Origin of the sequence: Glutamicibacter ardleyensis, assembly GCF_014644555.1 — a bacterium.
GTDB classification, from domain to species: domain Bacteria; phylum Actinomycetota; class Actinomycetes; order Actinomycetales; family Micrococcaceae; genus Glutamicibacter; species Glutamicibacter bergerei.
On sequence record NZ_BMKX01000006.1, the window covers coordinates 14,328 to 34,958 of the forward strand.

The 20,631-nt window shown below is 56.4% G+C and carries 21 protein-coding genes; 12 read left to right on the forward strand and 9 right to left on the reverse strand.

Annotated elements, in window-relative coordinates; translation table 11 throughout:
- Nucleotides 1-22: 22 nt before the first annotated feature.
- Both IEX04_RS11785 and abc-f read left to right on the forward strand, forming a co-directional pair.
- Nucleotides 23-1,120, forward strand: coding sequence for a GTP pyrophosphokinase (locus tag IEX04_RS11785; RefSeq protein WP_188685892.1), 1,098 nt, complete (start codon nt 23-25; stop codon nt 1,118-1,120).
- Between the two features lie 164 nt (nt 1,121-1,284).
- A complete protein-coding gene (gene abc-f, locus IEX04_RS11790; RefSeq protein ID WP_096253665.1) occupies nt 1,285-2,886 on the forward strand; it encodes a ribosomal protection-like ABC-F family protein in 1,602 nt (533 codons plus the stop codon).
- Nucleotides 2,887-3,002: 116 nt separating this feature from the next.
- Here abc-f and IEX04_RS11795 read toward each other — a convergent pair whose 3' ends face one another.
- From IEX04_RS11795 to IEX04_RS11805, 3 genes are read right to left on the reverse strand one after another with little or no spacing between them, the layout of a single operon-like run.
- Entirely contained in the window at nt 3,003-3,911 is a 909-nt protein-coding gene (locus tag IEX04_RS11795) for an SURF1 family cytochrome oxidase biogenesis protein (RefSeq protein WP_096253666.1), read from the reverse strand.
- Entirely contained in the window at nt 3,912-4,154 is a 243-nt protein-coding gene (locus IEX04_RS11800; RefSeq protein WP_096253667.1) for an acetone carboxylase, read from the reverse strand.
- Nucleotides 4,155-4,559 (reverse strand): DUF3099 domain-containing protein, encoded by a 405-nt coding sequence (locus IEX04_RS11805; protein ID WP_188685894.1) that lies wholly within the window; start codon nt 4,557-4,559, stop codon nt 4,155-4,157.
- Nucleotides 4,560-4,768: 209 nt separating this feature from the next.
- Here IEX04_RS11805 and IEX04_RS11810 point away from each other — a divergent pair, with 209 nt between their 5' ends.
- Complete coding sequence (locus IEX04_RS11810) at nt 4,769-5,491, forward strand: beta-ketoacyl-ACP reductase (protein ID WP_096253669.1); 723 nt, start codon at nt 4,769-4,771, stop codon at nt 5,489-5,491.
- A gap of 38 nt (nt 5,492-5,529) precedes the next feature.
- A complete protein-coding gene (locus IEX04_RS11815; RefSeq protein ID WP_188685897.1) occupies nt 5,530-6,279 on the forward strand; it encodes an SDR family oxidoreductase in 750 nt (249 codons plus the stop codon).
- 91 nt (nt 6,280-6,370) lie between these two features.
- Here the strand turns inward: IEX04_RS11815 and IEX04_RS11820 are convergent, their stop codons facing one another.
- The 3 genes from IEX04_RS11820 to serB all read right to left on the reverse strand — a co-directional run bounded on the left by IEX04_RS11820 (nt 6,371) and on the right by serB (nt 10,075).
- Nucleotides 6,371-7,204 (reverse strand): GNAT family N-acetyltransferase, encoded by an 834-nt coding sequence (locus IEX04_RS11820; protein WP_308422419.1) that lies wholly within the window; start codon nt 7,202-7,204, stop codon nt 6,371-6,373.
- Between the two features lie 47 nt (nt 7,205-7,251).
- The gene (locus IEX04_RS11825; RefSeq protein WP_188685899.1) at nt 7,252-8,991 is read right to left on the reverse strand and encodes a VanW family protein; all 1,740 of its coding nucleotides are present in this window, start codon (nt 8,989-8,991) and stop codon (nt 7,252-7,254) included.
- A gap of 160 nt (nt 8,992-9,151) precedes the next feature.
- On the reverse strand, nt 9,152-10,075 hold the full coding sequence (gene serB / locus IEX04_RS11830; protein ID WP_188685901.1) for a phosphoserine phosphatase SerB: 924 nt from the start codon (nt 10,073-10,075) through the stop codon (nt 9,152-9,154).
- 108 nt (nt 10,076-10,183) lie between these two features.
- On the opposite strand from serB, the gene IEX04_RS11835 reads away from it, so the two are divergent.
- The 7 genes from IEX04_RS11835 to lplAB all read left to right on the forward strand — a co-directional run bounded on the left by IEX04_RS11835 (nt 10,184) and on the right by lplAB (nt 16,056).
- Nucleotides 10,184-10,624, forward strand: coding sequence for a MarR family winged helix-turn-helix transcriptional regulator (locus IEX04_RS11835; protein WP_096253673.1), 441 nt, complete (start codon nt 10,184-10,186; stop codon nt 10,622-10,624).
- Nucleotides 10,611-12,002 (forward strand): MFS transporter, encoded by a 1,392-nt coding sequence (locus IEX04_RS11840; RefSeq protein WP_188685904.1) that lies wholly within the window; start codon nt 10,611-10,613, stop codon nt 12,000-12,002. Before IEX04_RS11835 ends, IEX04_RS11840 begins: the two co-directional genes overlap by 14 nt.
- Before the next feature lie 63 nt (nt 12,003-12,065).
- Nucleotides 12,066-12,857 (forward strand): ABC transporter ATP-binding protein, encoded by a 792-nt coding sequence (locus tag IEX04_RS11845; protein WP_188685906.1) that lies wholly within the window; start codon nt 12,066-12,068, stop codon nt 12,855-12,857.
- A 15-nt stretch (nt 12,858-12,872) separates the two neighbouring features.
- Entirely contained in the window at nt 12,873-13,679 is an 807-nt protein-coding gene (locus IEX04_RS11850) for a sulfite exporter TauE/SafE family protein (RefSeq protein WP_096253675.1), read from the forward strand.
- Nucleotides 13,672-14,508, forward strand: a complete 837-nt coding sequence (locus IEX04_RS11855) for a TrmH family RNA methyltransferase (RefSeq protein ID WP_229677121.1) — start codon at nt 13,672-13,674, stop codon at nt 14,506-14,508. Before IEX04_RS11850 ends, IEX04_RS11855 begins: the two co-directional genes overlap by 8 nt.
- 135 nt (nt 14,509-14,643) lie before the next feature.
- A complete protein-coding gene (locus tag IEX04_RS11860; protein ID WP_096253676.1) occupies nt 14,644-14,901 on the forward strand; it encodes a type B 50S ribosomal protein L31 in 258 nt (85 codons plus the stop codon).
- Nucleotides 14,902-15,000: 99 nt separating this feature from the next.
- Nucleotides 15,001-16,056 (forward strand): lipoate-protein ligase LplAB, encoded by a 1,056-nt coding sequence (lplAB, locus tag IEX04_RS11865; protein ID WP_096253677.1) that lies wholly within the window; start codon nt 15,001-15,003, stop codon nt 16,054-16,056.
- A 1-nt stretch (nt 16,057) separates the two neighbouring features.
- On the opposite strand, the gene pepN is transcribed toward lplAB, so the two are convergent.
- From pepN to IEX04_RS11880, 3 genes are read right to left on the reverse strand one after another with little or no spacing between them, the layout of a single operon-like run.
- Nucleotides 16,058-18,703, reverse strand: a complete 2,646-nt coding sequence (gene pepN / locus IEX04_RS11870) for an aminopeptidase N (protein WP_188685908.1) — start codon at nt 18,701-18,703, stop codon at nt 16,058-16,060.
- 53 nt (nt 18,704-18,756) lie between these two features.
- Complete coding sequence (locus tag IEX04_RS19145; RefSeq protein WP_096253679.1) at nt 18,757-18,906, reverse strand: FCD domain-containing protein; 150 nt, start codon at nt 18,904-18,906, stop codon at nt 18,757-18,759.
- A gap of 3 nt (nt 18,907-18,909) precedes the next feature.
- Nucleotides 18,910-19,899: a GlxA family transcriptional regulator gene (locus IEX04_RS11880; protein ID WP_188685910.1), complete on the reverse strand. Its 990-nt coding sequence runs from the start codon at nt 19,897-19,899 to the stop codon at nt 18,910-18,912.
- Between the two features lie 52 nt (nt 19,900-19,951).
- On the opposite strand from IEX04_RS11880, the gene IEX04_RS11885 reads away from it, so the two are divergent.
- Nucleotides 19,952-20,587 (forward strand): isochorismatase family protein, encoded by a 636-nt coding sequence (locus IEX04_RS11885; RefSeq protein ID WP_188685912.1) that lies wholly within the window; start codon nt 19,952-19,954, stop codon nt 20,585-20,587.
- The last annotated feature ends 44 nt before the right edge of the window (nt 20,588-20,631 follow it).

Consider the following 20,631-nt stretch of genomic DNA (forward strand, 5'->3'; position numbering starts at 1 on the left):
CAAGGCATTAGGAGGCATCACTATGGATCAATTGACCAGCAACACCGAACCGGAACAGTTCAGCGAACAAATCGACGAGGCGGTGTCTCGTTTTGAAACCGTGGGCAGGGAACTCGATGAGGTGCTGCGGGCGATGAAATCAAAAATTCGCTCGCTGTTTATCGATAGTGAAGTCCAACCCTTGTTTGTGACCGGACGGGTGAAAACCGCCGAGTCCTTCCGGGCTAAAGCTTCGCGCCAGCTACAGGAAACTCCGGATTCAACCCCGGTATTGGAGTTCCCTAACCCGCTGCGGGAAATCCATGACATGGTGGGTTTGCGCATCATCGTGATGCTTCCCCACGAAATCCAGCAGGTAGCCACGCTCATCAAGGCGCACCGCGAGGACTTCGACTGCCGCAGTGACCGTGAGAAAGACATCGGTTCGGTGGAATCCGGAACCTATGGCTACTCCTCACGGCACCTGCTGCTCAAAACCCGCAACGAACCGAGCGTGTCAAAGTTCCAAACGGCTTTGGGCAAACCAGTGGTACCCAGCGGCAACTTCGTCTTCGAGGTTCAGATCCGCACGGTGCTCCAGCATGCATGGAGCGAGATGGAACATGACATCCGCTTTAAGCATCCTGGGGAAGCCGCGTGGAACCCGCAGATCGACCGGCATTTCACCGCCACCGCAGCGATGCTCGAAACGGTGGAAAACTACTTCACCGACATTGATGATCTCTACCATCGGATGAACGGCTACCACGACCGCGAAGGCTTGGGCACGGAGAAGCTGACCGGCGAGAAAATCGGCGAAATATGGCAGACGCTGCTTCCGCACGTGGACCGCAAGCGCGACGATGACTGGTCCTGGGCCGCCGAATTGCTCGGCTCCCACGGCATCGATCAAACGTGGCAGCTGGCCGAACTTTTGGATGCAAATGTAGTCACCGAGGTCCGTGCCGCACTGGATCACCGGTATTCTCCGGGGCCAGATAGGCTGCTTGACGACGTGTTGCTTTGGCGTTTTGGCAAGGCACATATCGATAAGACCAGTGGCTCGGATTTGAAACGCGAAGCCTCGCTTCGTCGCAGACTGATCCAAATGAAAGACTTCCGCTCCACGCAGCGCAGCTAGCACAACTGCCCGGCACCCAATATTGGGTGCCGGGCAGTGAGCGTTAAGATGTTGGTTCGCACACAGTAAGCCTGATCCCGCCTATACGACCGGTAGGATAGACAAGTTGCCCTTTATATGGGCGAATAGTTTTTCCTTACCCCGTTTTGAAAGGGCCACACCATATGATTTCCGTAGCCAACCTTGAGCTACGCGTCGGCGCCCGCTTGCTGATGGACGAAGTAAATTTCCGCATCGACAAGGGCGACAAGATCGGACTGGTGGGTCGAAACGGTGCCGGTAAGACCACCATGACCAAGGTCTTGGCCGGAGAATCCCAGCCGGCTAGCGGTAACGTCTCGCTGAAGGGTTCCATTGGCTACCTGCCACAGGATCCGAAGACCGAAGACATGGAGCAGCTGGCGAAGGACCGTATCCTCGCCGCTCGTGGCCTAGACGTTGTACTCAATAAGCTGGCTAAGGCCCGCGATGAGATGGCTAGCGATGACGCGTCCGTAGCGAAGAAGGCCATGGGCCGATATGACCGTCTGGAAGCCGAATTTATGGCTGCCGGCGGCTACTCCGCCGAATCCGAAGCCGCGGCCATCTGTTCTAACCTGGATTTGCCAGAACGTATTCTTGAGCAGCCATTGCGCACCCTATCCGGTGGCCAGCGCCGCCGTGTGGAGCTTGCCCGCATCCTTTACTCGGACGCCGAAACGCTGCTGCTCGATGAGCCAACTAACCACTTGGATGCCGATTCCATCACCTGGTTACGTGACTTCATCAAGAACTACACCGGCGGCGTGCTGATGATCAGTCACGACACCGGCCTGTTGGATGCCACCGTGAACAAGGTGCTTTTCCTTGACGCTAACCGCGCCACCGTTGATGTGTACAACATGAACTGGAAGCGTTACCAGACCCAGCGCGAAACCGATGAGCGTGCTCGTAAGCGCGAGCGCGGCAACATTGAGAAGAAGGCTTCGGTCTTGATGGCTCAGGCTAACAAGATGAAGGCTCGTGCTTCCGGTGCTTCCGCCGCGCAATCGATGCTCAAGCGAGTTGACCGCATGCTTTCGGGCCTGGAAGAAGTGCGCGCGAACGACCGTGTTGCAGCTTTGCGCTTCCCGGATCCTGCCCCTTGTGGCAAGACCCCAATGATGGCCGAGGGCCTATCCAAGGCCTATGGATCCCTGGAAATCTTCACCGATGTGTCGCTGGCTATCGACCGGGGTTCAAAGGTAGTAATCCTGGGCCTTAACGGCGCGGGTAAGACCACCTTGCTGCGTATGCTTGCCGGAGTTTCGGAGCCAGATACCGGAACGATCATCCCGGGACACGGTTTAAAGATCGGTTACTTCGCACAGGAGCACGACACCCTGGATCCAGACGCGACGGTGCTTGAAAATATGCGTCGCAACGCCCCGGATCACCTCGGTGATGCCGACGTGCGTTCGATTCTTGGTTCCTTCATGTTTGTTGGCGATGACGTCTCGAAGCCAGCCGGAGTACTCTCCGGTGGTGAGAAGACCCGTCTGGCCTTGGCCACCATCGTGGCTTCCAGCGCTAACGTGCTGCTACTCGATGAGCCTACTAACAACCTTGACCCGGCCTCGCGCGCCGAGGTACTTGGTGCGCTATCCAGCTTCCCAGGCGCCGTAGTGATGGTCAGCCACGATGAGGGCGCCGTGATGGCACTGAAGCCCGAGCGTGTGGTCATCCTGCCTGATGGCGACGAGGACCTGTTCAACGAGGGCTATCTGGAATTGGTCTCACTGACCTAAGCCAGTACAGCTTAAAAGCCGCGGGTCACCATTCTCTAAAGATGGTGACCCGCGGCTTTTGTGTTGCCCTGATGCTAAAGGGCAAGCCCACGACCGGTGGTCGTGGGCTTGTCGCCTTACTGGGGTTTGTCGCCGTCCTTCGGCGGATCTTCATCAAGCATGAGATCCTCATAGGCCTCATCGGTCAGCGACCCGTCGCGACGGAACTTCTTTTCTTCCTTCGCACGTAGCTTGCGGACCCGGTGAATTGGTTCTTCAAAGCCCAACGCCTGCGCCTCGGCGAGCTCGGCAGCGTCTTCGGCATTGATCTTGCGTTGTTGCTTCGCCGCGTACCAGAAGCCGACGAAGGATAAGATCCCAAAGAAGTACCACTGGAACTCATAGGAAAGGTGCGGACCTTCATCGGTGTCCGGTGCATCCAAGGGCTGTGGTGCTGTGGCCGGAGCCGGATCTTCCTCGTACATGATGCCGTAGGCACCTTCGGAGATCGGGTAGGGGAGTTGCGCGGCGTAGGCGGGCAGATGAATGGATGCGAGCTGGCCATCGGGGGCCCCACGATCCAGTTTGATCTCGCCGGCCTTCAAACGTGCGTTCACGGTGACCGTTCCGGCAGGAGCAGCGGGAACCGTATCGGGGCGACCGCCTTCGGAATTGCCGATAGGTAGGAAGCCGCGGTCGATAATTACCGTAGTGCCGGTTTCGGTGCGGAACGGAACCAGCACCTCATAACCCGGGCGGGAGGCCTTAATCCGGTTGCGCACGATGCGCGTGTCATCGCTGAGGTACTGACCGGTGAGCTCAACAGTCATCCAGGTGTCTTCTTCAGGCAATGAATTAAACTTGTCCAGCGCCTGATCACCGGAAACTGGTGTGGCGTCGTAGTTGTTGTTCACGTGGGAAATGCTGGTGAGCACTTCGGTGCGACGGTCAGACTGCCATTTACCTAGCCCCGCACAGGCTGCAGCAAAAATGACGACGAGTAGCAACCAGCCAACCCAGCGGGTGCTGGCCAAAAAACGGTACATTTACTGAGTAGCTCCTTCGCCCATGGGCAGGGTTTCCTTATAGAGCAAACGCTCCTTCAGATAGGTTTCTAACCACTCGCGGTGCTCAGTACAGGCCAACCAGATCTTTCGGCGCTCGGGAGTATGAATCTTTGGGTTATTCCATAAAATCTGAAAAGCTGCCGGCGCCCGGCATCCCTTACGCGAGCATTGAACTTCGGTAGGCGCAGAACTCGCGCCTGCTAATGAACCGAGAAGATCCATTTATGCCTCCTTAGACGTATCGGACGGGGGAGCAGTATCGGTCAGTGTGCCCTCGATGATCACGATCTCTGGTTCGTCCACCACAGTTGGCCGGACCGTATTTTCGATCTGTTCCGGCTCCTTGCCACTATAAAATTCTGCGGGAGGTTCGCGCCTAGTCAGGTCTGCTCCGCCATTGGCGATGACTACGGCAATATAGGGCAGGATCACTGCTCCGGCGAGCAGCACCCACCGTACCCAGCCTTCGAAGAAGAAGGCCAAGATGAAGCACACCATGCGCACGGTCATGGAAATCGTGTATTTGCGTATGCGCAGGTCGCGCTCCGAGGTGTGTGACTCGCGCGCTTCGGTAATACGGTGAACCGGCTGGTCCTTTGGACCATGGTTCGCATGCTGATGTGACATAGCTTTCGAACTTCGCTCAACGGGGCTATTTCTGTCTTCATTCTCTCACTTGTGTCTGTGAGAACCGAATTTCTACCTACCGTCGAAGCTGTAATACTGCGGGGTAACTAATAGGATTGTTTTCAGACTAGCTACTGACCTAAGCAAAGTGTCTGTTTTGGTGCCCCGTAACCGATGGTGTGCGCCGACGGCATGGATGGAGAATTACATTGAGCACGGAAACCACCAACGGCCGCAGCGTACTGGTGACCGGCGGAAACCGCGGAATTGGCCTAGCCATCGCGCGTTCCTTCGAAGCCAACGGTGACAAGGTTGCCATCACCTACCGCAGTGGCGAGGTTCCCGAAGGACTGCTCGGCGTGAAGGCCGATGTGACCGACAGCGAATCAATCGATGCGGCATTCAAAGAGGTCGAAGCGGCCCACGGACCGGTTGAAGTGCTCATCGCCAACGCCGGTGTAACCAAAGACACGCTGCTGCTGCGCATGAGTGAAGATGACTTCACCTCGGTGATCGACACCAACCTCACCGGCGCCTTCCGTGTGATTAAACGAGCCAGCAAGGGCATGCTTCGCCTCAAGCGTGGCCGTGTGGTGCTGATCTCCTCGGTGGTTGGGCTCTACGGTTCACCGGGCCAGATCAATTACGCTGCGTCCAAGGCCGGTCTGGTGGGCATTGCCCGCTCGCTGACTCGCGAGCTTGGCTCGCGTAATATCACCGCGAACGTGGTGGCGCCGGGCTTTATCAACACCGAAATGACCGCGGTACTTCCAGAAGAAACTCAGAAGTCCTACCTTGCGTCCATTCCGGCCAACCGCTTTGCCGAGCCAGAAGAGGTCGCCAATGTGGTGCGCTGGGTTGCCAGCGATGAAGCTGCCTACATCTCCGGGGCAGTGATCCCCGTTGATGGCGGCCTTGGCATGGGCCACTAGAACTACCCCCAATTTTTAGATACCTAAGGAGTAAGAAGTTGAGCGAATACAAGGGTGCAATCGTCACCGGCTCGTCGCGCGGAATCGGCGCGGTCACCGCACAGGAACTGGCCGCACAGGGCCTGGGAGTGGTCATCAACTACCGCGCCAAGGCACCGCGGGCGAACAAGATCGTGGCAGCTATTGAAGACAAGGGCGGCAAGGCCGTTGCCATCGGCGCGGACCTGACCGCCACCGAGGGCCCACAGGCTCTCGTTGACGCAGCCGTGGAGAACTTCGGAACGCTAGACGTGCTGGTGCTCAACGCCTCCGGTGGCATGGAAACCTCGATGGGGGAGAACTACGCGCTCCGGCTTAACCGCGACGCTCAGGTAGCCATGCTCGAAGCTGCGTTGCCGGCGATGAGCGCGGGCGGCCGTGTGGTCTTCGTGACCAGCCACCAGGCGCATTTCATCAAGCAGGTCTCCACCATGGAAGCCTATGACCAGGTGGCACAGTCCAAGCGCGCCGGTGAAGACGCACTGCGTGAGTTCATTCCAAAGCTGGCCGAGAAGAACATCAATTTTGTGGTGGTCTCCGGTGACATGATCGAGGGCACCATCACCGCCACCTTGCTCAATCGCATGGAGCCAGGTGCAATCGATGCCCGCCGCGAAGCGGCCGGCAAGCTGTACTCAGTTGAAGAGTTTGGTGCCGAAGTTGCCAAGATGGTCTTCGCTGATGTGGAAACCGGACACACCGAACTTGTCGGTGGCGCCGGGGACTTCCTCAAGCAGGCCGAGCAGTAAGAACCTGCTCGCCCAGTAGTTTTTCAGGCCTGTCGTTCACTCCCGCACCGGAGGCGAACGGCAGGCCTTTATGCTGCCCTGCCAGCGCCGTTTAATCCAGCGTCCGGCTCCAGCGGTAGGGCGTCGTGGTGGAGACCTGCAGCAGGCCGTAGCGCGCCAGGATGGGCTTGGAGTAGCCGGTGGAGTCACTGTGGATCAGTGTTTTGCCCAGTTCGAGGGCGGACCGTGCTCTCGCGGCGGTCAGCGCCCGGTAAATTCCTTGTCCACGGTAGGCCGCAACGGTTGCGCCACCCCAGATTCCTGCAAAATCCGTGCCGGGAACCGGTTCGAGGCGGCCAGCACTGAGTATTGTTCCCGTGCTGTCCTCGGCCACCCACAGTTGCATTCCATCCGCGGTGGCCAAGCGGCGGAGGATCGCCTCGGCATGACGGGGCGATACCGCTTCCCCGAAAGTCAGGTCCTGCATCGCGGTCATCGCGCGAACATCATCTTCACAGAAGATCCGACGTAGCGTGACCCCAGCCGGCAGCGGCGTTTCGGCACTCAGATCGGCGGCTCGCCCGATCATTATTGACTCGCTGGCGTCGAGGGCGAAACCGTGTGCGAGCAACTGCTCGTGCAGTCCCGGTGCGTGGTCATGGCCGCGGCTCTTCCATTCGACGTCGTTGATTTCTGGCTGCGCTCGATAGTAGGCGAGCGCCTCGCCGACCAGGGCAGCCAGATTGACGCCGCTCGTGGGAGAAATGTGCCGATAGGTGATGAACCCTTGACCGCCCGTAAAATTGATCAGACGCAGGGGACCTAGACGCTGGACCTTTACGGCGCTGGGAGTCTCCGCGTCGGTACGCAATTGTGCGTCGTAGTAACTGAGGTATTGCCTGGCTAAACTTTCACGCACAAATCCTCCTGCTGGAATCGAGTTCAAAAAAGGCGCCTTTTGACAGATTCAAAAGGCGCCTTGAAATTTTTGAGTTATGGCTTCTCGCCGCACACTACCTTGTGCCATGGCTGGTAGGTCCAGCTCTTGACATCTGGTGGCAGAGTTTTGGAGCCATCAATCGTGCTGCGGTTACGCGTAATGTCGATGCTAAAGCCCTTCTGTCCACCGCGTTCCGAAACACACTTGTCGGCAGGGTTATACCGAGTCTCAGGATTAGTCTTGTTGTACTTGCCCGAGCTCTTCTGGCTGACCTTCCAGTACTTGGTGCTCCACAAGCGGGTGTGGACACGATCGCCGCTGACCCATGCCTGAATCATCACGCCGTAGGGGGTGTTGTTCTTCCACACCATGTCGACCTGGCCCTCCCAGAGGGTGGCTTCACGGCCTGCTGGGTAGCGTTCAAACCACCGAGAGTGCGGCTTATGGGTCACGTCGTCATAGCCGGCGAGGAAGCCGACGTTGTACAGCTGAGTGGAAATCTGCGAGAGACCGCCACCCACTGCCTCGGTACTGAAACCGCTTTCGACCACACCGGAACTGAAATAGCCGTTAGCCACGGTAATCGGGCCAAGGGCCTGAAGCAGTGAGAAGTTCTCCCCAGGCTTGATCACGGTTCCATTGATGCGATTCGATCCGGCATGCAGGTTCTTGGTGCGCACCTTATCGGAGGTTGGATAAGGGGTGGAGAATTCAACGATCTCTTCCTTGATCCCCAACTTCTTGGCATCCGCGGTGGTGAAGTCGGCCTCGGACGTCTTGAGAACCACCTTTGCGGTGCGCTCTTTAGTTTCGGTGGCCGCTAGGACCTTTGCGCCCAATCCCTCAGTCTCCAAGGCCAGACCCGTGGTCGACTTGGTGATGGTTGGCTTGCCGCCGGATAGGGTAATGCGAGCATTCTTTGCGGTGCTGTTGAACTCGGAATTCGTCGTAGCTGCTTTAAAGAGTTTTTTATCATCCAAGGTGATCGCTGGCGTGCCATCCTTGGGCGTGTAGCTTGCCGCCGCCGCGATGGCTGCAGCCGAAATATCGACCTTCTTCTTATCCGAGGTCAAGCTCACTTTGTCCTTCAGCAGAGCTTTGACCTTGTCGTCGTAGAAAGACTGCAGCGTCTCCTCGGAAATTTCCGGCTTGGCGATGTCGCTGGGCAATTCGATCGCCGGTGCGCCGATTCGCCAGTCGCTGGTGAGGACCTGAGCGGCCTCATCTTGTTTCAGGCTCACCCCATCTACGGGCTTGACCAGTGTGGCCTTGCCTTCGGCGAAGGTGATATCGCCTTCGGTCACCTTGGCGTCAGCCTTCTTCGCGAGCGCCGCCAGCTGGGAATTCAGCTTGTCTTGATCTACATCGATGCTGGCGGTGGCCGTGTACTTGCTCGTCAAGCGGTCAATGAGTTCTACCGGGTTTGCCTCGTAGCCGGTCAAATCGGCCACGGTGTCGTCAACGTTGAGCGACAGCCCAGCTTTCACCGGGTCCATCGTGTAGCTTTGCGAGTTGACCAGCACATCGAAAGGCTTCGCAGCCAAAGGAGCAACAGACTTGTTCAGTGCCGCTCGGGCATCATCCTGGTTCATTGATCCGATGCTCACCCCGGCGATGCTGGCGTTCGCTGGAACCTGGGCGCTAATAAGTGCGGCGCCTCCGAAATAGAGTGCTGCTGCCGCCACCACGCAGGAACCAGTGATGATCCAGGGCTTGGCCTTGTTGCGGCCTTGGTCCTTGGTCCGGTTGCTTGGCGATGGCGAGGAGGAACTGTCCGGGGAGGGGGTCTGCACTTGTCTGTTAGCTCTTTCGAAAAGCGATTGGGGCCGGGCACGAGACGCGAATTTCTACTTCGCTGCGCATCGGTGCACCAAAAGAAATACTAACTGTTGGAACAACCGATGCATGGCGTTGCGGGGGTAAACGCCGAAATTGTTATCGACTTGTTGGATTTCACGCGTCAAAGTCCGCTAAAACTAGGTCGGCGATCACATCTAGGCGGCTGAAATCAATGCGCGCACCGGATTGCTCGCGCAAGGCTGGTTTCGCATTAAACGCTACACCCAGTCCGGCAGCGGTGACCATGTCCAGGTCGTTGGCTCCGTCGCCGGCGGCAATAGTTGCTGACATGCTGATTCCGTGTTCGGCAGCCCAAGCGCGCAGCATTTTTTCTTTCATCGCACGGTCAACGATTTGTCCGTGAACTGTGCCATCAAGCAATCCGTCGGTAATTCCCAGCGTATTTGCCAACGCGTGATCCAATTTCAGCTCTTGAGCCAGGGGATCAAGGATCTGCTGGAATCCGCCGGAAACGACACCCACTATGTGACCAGCCGCGTGCATCCGCTGAACTAATTCGCGTGCTCCGTCGGAGTAAATGACTCGTGAAATAACCTCGGGTAGGACCGACTCCGGTAGACCTTTGAGCGTTGCCACGCGTTGGATTAAGGACTGGGCGAAGTCCAATTCACCGCGCATCGCCGCCTCGGTCACGGCCGCTACCTCTTGTTCGCGTCCGGCGTGGGCCGCGAGAAGCTCGATGACTTCCTGTTTGATCAGTGTTGAATCTACGTCCATCAAGAGCAAGATGCGCTTGGCATCGGTCAGCGCGCTGTCCAGAACCGTAACGCACGCTTCGTCGGCGGAAAAAAATCCTGAGTCAACCAAAGTGTCAAAGCTAGCTAGAGCTTCGGTGCGCAAGTCTAAGGCGTCAATGTTTTCGATCCTGGTCTTGGCGACCCAGCGTGTAGCCGACTCGTGCACGCTAAAAATTGCCTCGGCAGCGGCTGGGAGTCGATTAACCAGCTGTGCAAGGAGTTCATCAAAACGATCACGGGGGAGTGCTGGGCGGGATACGAGGGTCAAAGTTGAAGCCATGAACCTATTTTCGGTGGTGCGAGCGAGTACGACCAAACATGACGTCGAAGTAAACGAGGTGAGATAAAACATCAACCCACTTGTACAAGTTAGTTGTAGAATATTTAGATGACCTCATCACCTCCAGATGCCAAGCTTGCAGATGACCTACTTGACGCCATTTATCCGTTATTCGGAATGCTCAATAAGGTTCGAAGTATTTCCGCCGGGAAGCTTGGCATTCTGAGTTTGGCTGAGGAACAAGGCAAAATTACGGCGGCCGCCATGAAAGACAAGCTCGGGGTAAGCCAACAAGCGATCTCCTTGGCTGCTAAGGAGCTGGTTGAAATGGAACTTCTGGTGCGTACCAAAGATCCGGGCGACCTGCGCCGTACGTGGTTCGCGTTGACCGACTCCGGGGCCCAAAAACTTCACGCCGAACGCCAACTGGCACGGGCGGTACTCGCTGACGTGATCAACAAAAATCTCGCTCCAAAACAGCAAGAATCGATCCGCCACGCAATCGACGCACTGACTCATATTTCACGCGGTGGGCATGAATCGAACTAATTCCAATCTTGTCCCCACATTAATTTTTGCGGCGTTATCCACCGCGATTGTCAGTTCCTTGGGGATGCTCTTAGTTCCGTCTATCGCAGCGACCTACCAAATTTCGGTCAGTGCAGCTCAATGGATGTTGACGGTAAACCTCCTAGCCGGTGCGGTGGCTACCCCGGTGATGGGTAGGCTCAGCGATGGACCGCACAAGAAAAAGCTCCTGCTATATTCGCTGGTGATCATTCTGCTTGGCTCCATCCTCGCGGCGCTGGCCCCTACCTTCGGGATATTCCTCATAGGACGTGCCATGCAGGGGCTGACCTATGGCATCGTGCCGGTGACTATCGCCTTAGCTAGGCGTTACTCGGATCCCAAGACCGTGCACCATGCGATTTCTTCGTTATCCGTCACCGTTGCCACCGGTATCGGCATCGGTTATCCACTGACCGGGGTCATCGCCGGGATGTTTAGCTTTCAGTGGGCCTTCTGGTTTGCCGCGGTTTTTGTATTCATCGTGATCTTTGTGGTGCTTCGGATCGTGCCCGACGGACCTGATGAGAATGCGCCCCGCACAAAATTCGACTTTGCCGGTGCGTTGCTCTTGGCTGCGGGCCTTGGCTTGCTCTTACTGGGGATCAGTGAAGGCTCACACTGGGGCTGGATTTCTGCTCGTACCGTCCTGGTACTTGGAGTAGCAATCATCTTGCTGTTCATCTGGGTGAAAACCGAGTTGCGGATAGCTCACCCGCTAATAAACCTGCGCACACTACGCCAAGGCGAAGTGCTGCTAGCTAACTTCGCCGCCATCGGCCTCGGTGCAGCCCTGTACATCGGCATGTCCGTGGCCAGTCTTGTCGCTCAAGCACCGGCAACCACTAACTTCGGGCTTGCACTACCGATCTTGTGGGCCGGATTTGTCATCATGCCACTATCGGTAGGCAGTTTGGTCGCTAACCGTCTGGTGCACCGGCTCGGGCACCGCGTGGGCTACCCAGCATTGTTACCCATCGGCGCGACACTCTTCGCAGCGGCCGCCACGTTCCTCTGGCTAGCGCACGGCGCACTGTGGGAACTGCTGCTGGGAATGTTGGTCTTTGGTCTAGGCATGGGTGCCAGCTACGCGGCCATGCCAGCACTTATCGCGCGGAGCGTCGCGGCCGAACAATTGGGTAGCTCGGTAAGTTTCAACCAGGTGCTGCGCACCGTGGGTAGTTCCTTCGGTACTGCGGTCTCCGCCGCGATCATCGCCATGCACGCAGATTCTTCCGGTGCCACCACAGGTCAGGGCGTCACATTGTCCTTCGCGGTGAGCGCCATTGGCTGCATTTTGCTCGGTCTGGCGCTGACTGTTCATTTCTTTTATCGCAAACAAAAGAGCAACGAGTCTTAATCCACATCGGCAATGGTGTTTTCAATTAGTGAATCAGGCAACGAAAGTCTAGGCTTAAAAACCATGAGCGAAGTGCTAACTTTCAACGATGTCACCGTGGTGCGCGGGCGTAAAGACCTGCTCAAGGACGTGTCCTGGGAAGTCAAAGAAGGCCAGCGGTGGATCGTGCTGGGCCCGAATGGCGCCGGCAAATCAACCCTGATGAACATTGCAGCCACCCGTCTGCACCCCACCCGCGGTACCGCGGGCATTCTGGGAGAAACCATGGGTAAGGTCGACGTTTTCGAACTGCGACCGTTGATCGGCCTAAGCTCCTCACTGGTCGCCAACGCTATCCCGGCCAATGAAACCGCACTAAATGTGGTTCTCACCGCCGCGTACGGCATGACCGGACGCTGGCGTGAGAAGTACGAGAAACTCGACGAACGCCGTGCGTTCTCGATGCTCCACCAGTGGGGCATGTCCACCTTCATGAACCAGCCTTTTGGCAAGCTCTCCGAAGGTGAGCGCAAGCGTGTGCTGATTGCTCGCGCGTTGATGACCGACCCGGAACTGCTGATTCTTGACGAGCCAGCTGCCGGGCTGGACCTGGCAGGACGCGAAGAGCTCGTTGCTCAGCTGACTGAACTTGCGGCGAATGAAGAAGCTCCGGCTTTGGTCTTGGTCACCCACCACCTGGAAGAAATTCCACCGGGCTTCACCCATATATTGATGCTTAACGCAGGTGAAGTAATCGCCGCCGGCGAGATCGCTTCCACCTTGACCGAAGAAAATCTCAAAGCAACCTACGGGATGGATTTGAGCGTGCGCGAAGTGGACGGTCGTTATAGCGCCGTCGCGCGCCGAGTGAACTAGGGGCAACACCACACCGTGATCGATTTTTGGCGTGAAGCGTTAATCCTGTTTGGCGGCCTGTGGGCCGGAACCATCAACACCGTGGTGGGTTCCGGCACCCTGGTGACTTTCCCCATCTTGGTGGCCTTAGGCTTTGCGCCGGTTAACGCGGTGGTATCCAACGCAATGGGTCTGATTGCCGGTGGATTCTCCGGCGCCTGGGGCTACCGTCGGGAAGCTGCCAGCGTCAAAAAAACCTTGTTAAAACTTGTACCGGTCTCCCTGGTCGGGGGACTGATCGGTTCACTGTTACTGTTGAACCTGCCCGAATCGGTGTTCGGCGTGGTGGCTCCGGTCTTGCTGGTCTGCGCGCTGGTGCTGGTGATCTTCCAACCCAAACTCTCCGCATGGGCTAAGACCCGGCAGGCGCAGCGCGGGGGAAATGATCCCGACGATGCCGACCGGGCCAAGATCCCCACTATCCTTTACGTGCTGGTCTTTGTTATCGGCGTGTACGGTGGCTACTTCACCGCCGCCCAGGGTGTCTTGCTTATGGCTGTCTTCGGGGTATTCCTGCAGGCTTCCTTGCAACAGTCCAATGCGATCAAGGTCATTCTTTCGCTGATGGTCAACATCGTGGCAGCCGCCATGTACCTGCTGATCGCCCCGGAACGCATTCACTGGATTGTGGTGCTGCTCATCGCCGTGGGTTCGTTGATCGGTGGATTTATTGGTGCCAAGGTAGGGCGCAAACTTTCTCCCGGCTGGCTTCGAGTCATCATCGTTATTCTTGGCGGTATCGCGCTAGTGAATATGGTGTACAAGTTGGTCGCTGGTGCCTGAGATCGTTAATCCCGAGCGCATTTTGCATATTGCAGACCTGCAAGATGCGCGCCTCGACGAGTACCTGCGACTCTCCGAAGCGCACCTAAGGATGCGCAGTGACGTGGAAAACGGTCTGTATATTGCCGAGAGCACCACGGTGGTTTCCCGCGCAATCAATGCCGGGCACGTTCCACGCAGCTTCTTGCTAGCGGAAAAGCATCTGGATCAGCTGGCGCAAGAATTTGCGCGTTTCCCGGACGTCCCAATTTTTGTCGGTAGTGATGAGCAACTTCAAGACCTGGTAGGTTTCCACCTGCACCGCGGGGCGATGGCCTCGATGAACCGTCCCGAACCGCTGAATTTGAGTGAAGTGCTTGAGCGGAGCTCGCGGATCGCTATCCTCGAAGACATCGCCGATCATACAAACTTAGGCGCGATTATGCGTTCGGCCTCAGGATTGGGCGTGGACGCGGTACTGATTACCCCCAAGTGTGTGGACCCCTGGTATCGCCGAAGCGCACGCGTCTCAATGGGCACCGTCTTTGACCTTCCCTGGGTCAGGCTCACCTCATGGCCCCAGGACATCAACATTCTTAAGGCTCATGGCTACACGATGCTGGCCATGGAGCTCACCGAGGACGCAGTGTCCTTGGCCGAGGTTGAAATGACTGAGGGTAAAAAGTTCGCGATGATCCTGGGCAACGAAGGCAGGGGAGTGACCGAAGAAACCCTGAGCCTGGTGGACCAGGCGGTGTTGATCCCGATGCACCGCGAGGTGTCCTCACTCAATGTTGGGGCGGCTAGCGCCATCGCCTTCTGGGAACTGTGCTCTTCGACACCTAAATGAGTTTCACGCAGCATGCTTGCATGAGATAGGATGGAATGTCTGTGTCTCGGCCTTAGGGTCGAAGACGCAGTAAAATTTCCGAGCAAGTGGTTGCTGGCAAAATCCAGTGGCCTATCAACATAAAGGTGTATAGCTATGAAGGCTGATATTCATCCAAAGTACGGTCCAGTTGTCTTCAACGACCTGGCATCCGGCGAGCAGTTCCTGACCCGTTCGACCCGTTCGTCGGACAAGACCGTTGAGTGGGCAGATGGCAACACCTACCCAGTGATCGACGTCGAAATCTCGGCTGCATCGCACCCGTTCTACACCGGTAAGCAGCGCATCATGGACACCGCTGGCCGTGTCGAGCGCTTCAACGCCCGCTTCAAGGGCTTCGGCGGCAAGAAGTAATTCTTCGCCCCTCGCAAGCTTTTTACGGCACGATTCCAGTTCAACTGGAATCGTGCCGTTTGCGTTTAAGCACAGGTGACAAGACGATAGAATCGACTTATGATGCATCATGGCGAATACAAGGTGGTCGGCGGCAAATTAGTCGTCGTTGATCTCGATAGTGACAACGGGGTGATCGTTAACGCTTCACTTAACGGCGACTTTTTCCTCGAACCGGATGAGGCACTCGAAGACCTCAACGCGGCATTGAACGGTCTGCCTACCGGCGCTAGCCATGGCACCATCCGCGACGCGGTCAACAACAATTTGCGCGAAGGCGCGGTGATGTTCGGTTTTGATGCCGACGCAGTGGCGCGCGCGGTCCGCCGAAGCCTGGGTCACGCCACCAAATGGGAAGATCACCAGTGGGAAATTCTCGGCCCAGAAATCATTCCCGTAGCCGAACAGGTAGCCCTCGACGAGGTGCTCACCCGGCAAATCGGAACCGGTGAGCGAAAGCCTACGATCCGTTTTTGGGACTGGGACGAATCCGCGGTCGTTATCGGCTCCTTCCAATCCTTAAAAAACGAAGTGGACATGGAACAAGCCACACACCACGGCATTAAAGTGGTGCGCCGCATTTCAGGTGGCGGGGCAATGTTCATGGAAGCCGGAAACTGCATTACCTATTCCCTGTACGCCCCAGATTCCTTGGTGGACGGAATGAGCTTTGCCGATTCCTACCCATTCCTTGACGCGTGGGTCATGCAGGCGCTGAAATCACTGGGCATTAATGCCTATTACAAGCCACTGAACGATATCGCCACGCCGAGTGGAAAGATCGGGGGAGCGGCGCAGAAACGTCTGGCTAAGGGCGCCCTGTTGCACCACGTCACCATGAGCTACGACATCGATGCACAGAAGATGGTGCAGGTGTTGCGTATTGGGCGCGAGAAAATCTCGGATAAAGGCATTACCTCGGCCGTTAAGCGAGTGGATCCGCTGAAATCACAGACCAGCGAAGATCGAGCGCAAATCATTTCCACCATGATGGATACCTTTGCAGCTCGTACCAACGCCACCGTTGTTGAGTTAGATGACATAACGCGAAAAGCCGCCCAAGACCTGGCTCAAACTAAGTTTGATACCGAGGCCTGGACGGCTCGCGTTCCGTAAACTACTGGCTAGCGCGGCTGTGCTGCTGCGCGTTGAGGCTTCGTTCAAGCTCTGCGCGCTGTTCGATGAGAATGCGTAGCAGTGCTGCCGGAGCGCCCTGGTGATGTTCCAGCCAGACGTTTCCGGCCTGCAAGGTTGGATTTTCTTCCGGTTCGCCGGTGAGATCCTGCGAACCCGGGTAAAGGCCCTCGATGACGCGAGTGGCAAATTCCATGCTCATCGTTTCAAAGACCGGCAGGATTGCAGCCCAGTAACGCGACTGGAAACCAGCTAGCAGGCTAGCCGAGCCCATCGCAAAACCATCGGCGATAGCCGAAAGTGCATCGTTTGATAATGGACCGTGTTCATCGTGGCCCATCAACACGGTATCAAAAGCAGCTTCTTTCACGTCCGTATCCGGACGGGCAGCCAACGCGGTGCGGACCGCGTTTTGTGCCACGCTCGTAGGATTGCGCTTCGCAGCCTGATGCATCCGCGCTTCGGCCTGCGCGTCCAAGCCGCCCGCGGCCGCCAAAGCAATGTAGCTTGCCCAGCGAAGTTGTTCGTCAACTGTGACCCGGTAAGGATTCTCTTCCTCGGCAAGGAAGGAATCAATCACCTCGCGCGCCACACCGGAGCGCGCCAAGCGAGCTAGCGTGCGCGCGGTAGTGGTCTGCTGGTCGCTACCAGCTTCGAAATTCGCCAGCCAGCCGGTGAGAACTTCGGCAGCACGTTCGCGGATCGAGACTCGCAGTTCCGGGGCAACATATTTCGAGATTGAAGTGACCAGCTGATCAAGCAGCATCGCAAAGACACCGGAATCGGTCACCGTGTGCGCATGTTCCAAAATGGCGTTGACATAGGTCTGAGAAGCTAGCTTTGACTGACGTACGCCGTCCCATAAGGAGGCCCAACTGGTGGCGCGTGGCAAAGATTCCTGCAACGATCCAAGATTTCCCAGCAAGGTTTTCAGTGAATTTTCATCAAACTCAATGAGCGCGTAGGTTTCATCGCCCACGTTGGGCAAGATCAGATCGGGTAGCGGCTGACCGACGAGGAAATCTAGTGCGACGCTATCTCCGGAAAGTTCAACACGCTGTGTTGCGGTGCGCGTGAGCACGCCATCGGTCAGCGTGTAGGCGCCGACGGTGAGCACATGGGGTCGCACAATTGCTTGGCCACTAATCGGATCTATGCCGTGCTGTTCAAGATTCGCAGCGGTCAGGATCCCGGCGTCATCCACGGTGTAGTTCACCGCGAGTTTGGGCACGCCACTAGTCTTCAGCCAGGCATCGGCCCAGCTGCGCATATCGCGTCCGCTGGCTTTTTCTAGTGCCTGCAGGAAGTCTTCCAAGGAGGTGTTGGCGTATTCGTGTTGACGGAAGTACGCACGAGCCGCGTCGCGGAAGGCTTCTGCCCCGACAAAGGCGGCCAACTGCTTGAGCACGCTAGCGCCCTTGGCGTAGGTGATGCCATCGAAGTTCTGGTCTGCAGCCAGCAGATCTGGAATATCGGCCACGATCGGGTGGGTGGTTGGCATCTGATCTGCCACGTAGGCCCACGCCTTACGACGCGCGGCAAAGGTGGTCCATGCGGTGGTGAATTCTGTGGCTTCATCGTTAGCAAGCGTTCCGATATAGTCCGCAAAGGATTCCTTCAACCACAGATCGTCCCACCAGGCCATGGTCACCAGGTCGCCAAACCACATGTGCGCCATTTCGTGCATGAGCGTATTAGCACGCTGCTCATACTGGGCTTCGGTGGCCTGGGAGGTAAATACATAACGTTCGGTGAAGGTGACGAGGCCAGGATTTTCCATGGCACCGAGGTTATATTCCGGAACAAACGCCGAGTCGTATTTGCCCCATGGGTAGGGGTAGTCAAAGAGCTCGTGGAAATAATCCAGGCCTTGGCTGGTGAGCTTGAGAATTTCTTCGCCGTCAAAGTGTTCGGCCAACGAGGCGCGGCAGGTGGCTGCCATTTCAATGTCTAGCGATTCGCCTTCTGCAAGCTTTTGCACGTGGGTACCGCGCACCACATGGTATGGGCCGGCAAGGACCGCGGTGATATAGGTGGAGATCGGGCCGGTTGGTGCGCAGGCGACGGTTTTGGTGCCGTCACCATGATTCATCTCGTCGATGATCTGCTGGTTGCTGGCCAGATGCCAGTCTTCCGGGCCAGTCAAGGTGAATTGGTAGCTGGTTTTGAGATCCGGCTGTTCAAAGCAGGCAAAAACACGGCGTGCTTCCGAGGGCTCAAACTGTGTGTAGAGGTAGGTCTGGCCATCTTGTGGGTCCACGAAGCGGTGCAGTCCCTCGCCGGAACGTGAGTAGCTGGAGCGTCCGGTAATGCGCACGGTATTTGCCGCGTCCGTGCGCAAACCATCGAGGTAGATGCGGGCGTCGAGTACCGCGTCCGCGACGGAGATTTCGGCTCCATTAACCACGATGCTTTCAATCGACTCATGAATGTAGTCAATGAAGGTTTGCGGTGACTTTGAAGAGAAATTCAGTGTTGTGATCGCGGTGTAGGAAGTTTCCTGCGCTTGGGTGGCGTTGCTCAGATCAAGCTCTACGGCTGCATAGTGCCAGCTGATGTTCGCGGCACGCCAAGCGGCCTCATCGCGTCGAAGGTTCTCATTGGGTGCATAGCGTTCTAATGTGTCCACCCTTACAGCTTAGCTGTGAAATGAATGTTTGATAATGCTGAGCTAGACGAAAATTAATTTACCCGGCCGCGCATTACGGCGAGTAGCTGGCGGATTCCTTGGAAATGATCTGCGAGTAACAGGCGCGCGGCATCGATGTCTTTGGCGCGCACCGCATCAAAAATTGCGCGGTGTGCCGCCGCGGTTTCAACCAGTGCTTTAATGCATTATTCAGGCTTGCGAAAAGCCTGGCGATACTCCATCGGGGAGACACCTTTGAGAACACGGAATCGTTGGCGGAAAGTCACAGGCGTTCCAAAACCCACAGCCGCCGAGACCTCAGCAATGGATCCGTGACTTTCCTCAAGGAGCTTGCACGCTTCATCAATACGCCAGCTCATCGCCCATTGGTGTGGTGTACTGCCCGTTTCGGCCAGGAAGTGGCGGAGAAAGGTTCGCTCCGACATACACGCCTCACCGGCAAAATCGCTAAGCGTAAGAGTTCTTGTCGGGTCTTTCATCATTAGAGTGCGAACTGTCATCATCGCTTGACCATCACCGTGCTTCACCGCAACCGGTGTCGTGAGAAATTGTGCCTGACCACCCGTACGATGTGGGGCCATCACCATGGAGCGAGCGATAGTAGAGGCAACCGACGATCCGCAGAACTGACCTATCAGGTGAATGCTTAAATCGATTCCGGCCGCCACACCAGCGGAAGTCCAGACTCTGCTTTCCCCAACAAATAACACTGCGGGGTCGACATTGATTTCTAGGAAGCGACTCGCTAGCTCATCGGTTAAGGCCCAATGAGTGGTAGCGGTAAGACCATCCAATAATCCGGTCTGGGCCAATACAAAAGCGCCCGAACAAAGTGAGGCCACCACTGCTCCGCGTTGATGAGCTTCACGTATCGTTTCCAGATACTGATTGGGTGGTGTGGCTGTGAAGTCTCCAAGCCCGGGGATCAAGATCAGATCTGCATTTTGGGCCCATTCCAGAGTCTCATCAGCCATAGCCTGCGACGAGTCGGTCAGTTCTACCATCCCTTTGTTTATCGCACACCGGCGGAGATCGACGTTCAAGTCAGGCGACGATAAACGCTTTGCCGCCCAGGTCTCGGTCACAATTGAGACATCGAAGAGTCGAGTTCCGGGCATGAGCAAAAGCGCGACATCGATCATAAGCAAAGTATATGGCGATAAACCATCGGACATTGTCAAAACTGTCACTCACTGTGCACCGACCATGTCAGGCAAAGTATTAAACATGGACAACACAGACTTTTTTCAGGCGACGTCTACGTCGTTTTCCTCCGAGAAATTTTCGCAGAGCAGCTGCCCCGACGCTGCGTTAATCATCATCGATGTACAACGAACTTTCGATGATGAATTATTTTGGGGCATCCGGGACAACCCGCATGCTGAAGAGCATATTCAGGAACTTATCCAGAAGTGGGAACAACTGAACATGCCAATAGTCATGGTTACCCATAGTTCAAATCGTCTCGAATCAACTTTTCATCCGGTTCATGACAGTTCAAAACTGAAAGGATTTCTCGATTCCGTGCAACCAACTATTTCGATCACCAAGACGGTGAACTCTGCGTTTTATGGAACACCCGACCTAGCCGAGTGGCTCGAAAAGGAGAATATTCGGCAGGTCGTACTGTGCGGAATTCAAACAAATATGTGCGTCGAAACGACCGCGCGTATGTCCGGAAATCTTGGGTTTCACACCACAGTGGCATTTGATGCTTGCCATACATTCAGTTTGAAAGACGCTGACGGAAAGATGGTGGACGCTGCATCACTCGCCCGTATCAGTGCAATAAATCTTGCACGTGGGGACTTCGCAAGAGTCACATCAACGGAAAGAATTCTGAAGGAATTGGCAAACCGGTAATCACGAATAGTTGGTGGTTTGCTTGGCAGGCCATTGATCCCAGC

What these genes read in the sequence shown, in the direction of transcription:
- IEX04_RS11785 (WP_188685892.1), top strand. Translation starts at nt 23, where the DNA reads ATGGATCAATTGACCAGCAACACCGAACCGGAACAGTTCAGCGAACAA.
- abc-f (WP_096253665.1), top strand. Translation starts at nt 1,285, where the DNA reads ATGATTTCCGTAGCCAACCTTGAGCTACGCGTCGGCGCCCGCTTGCTG.
- IEX04_RS11795 (WP_096253666.1), bottom strand. Translation starts at nt 3,911, where the DNA reads ATGTACCGTTTTTTGGCCAGCACCCGCTGGGTTGGCTGGTTGCTACTC.
- IEX04_RS11800 (WP_096253667.1), bottom strand. Translation starts at nt 4,154, where the DNA reads ATGGATCTTCTCGGTTCATTAGCAGGCGCGAGTTCTGCGCCTACCGAA.
- IEX04_RS11805 (WP_188685894.1), bottom strand. Translation starts at nt 4,559, where the DNA reads ATGTCACATCAGCATGCGAACCATGGTCCAAAGGACCAGCCGGTTCAC.
- serB (WP_188685901.1), bottom strand. Translation starts at nt 10,075, where the DNA reads ATGGCTTCAACTTTGACCCTCGTATCCCGCCCAGCACTCCCCCGTGAT.
- IEX04_RS11835 (WP_096253673.1), top strand. Translation starts at nt 10,184, where the DNA reads ATGACCTCATCACCTCCAGATGCCAAGCTTGCAGATGACCTACTTGAC.
- IEX04_RS11840 (WP_188685904.1), top strand. Translation starts at nt 10,611, where the DNA reads ATGAATCGAACTAATTCCAATCTTGTCCCCACATTAATTTTTGCGGCG.
- IEX04_RS11845 (WP_188685906.1), top strand. Translation starts at nt 12,066, where the DNA reads ATGAGCGAAGTGCTAACTTTCAACGATGTCACCGTGGTGCGCGGGCGT.
- IEX04_RS11860 (WP_096253676.1), top strand. Translation starts at nt 14,644, where the DNA reads ATGAAGGCTGATATTCATCCAAAGTACGGTCCAGTTGTCTTCAACGAC.
- lplAB (WP_096253677.1), top strand. Translation starts at nt 15,001, where the DNA reads ATGATGCATCATGGCGAATACAAGGTGGTCGGCGGCAAATTAGTCGTC.
- IEX04_RS11880 (WP_188685910.1), bottom strand. Translation starts at nt 19,899, where the DNA reads ATGTCCGATGGTTTATCGCCATATACTTTGCTTATGATCGATGTCGCG.
- IEX04_RS11885 (WP_188685912.1), top strand. Translation starts at nt 19,952, where the DNA reads ATGGACAACACAGACTTTTTTCAGGCGACGTCTACGTCGTTTTCCTCC.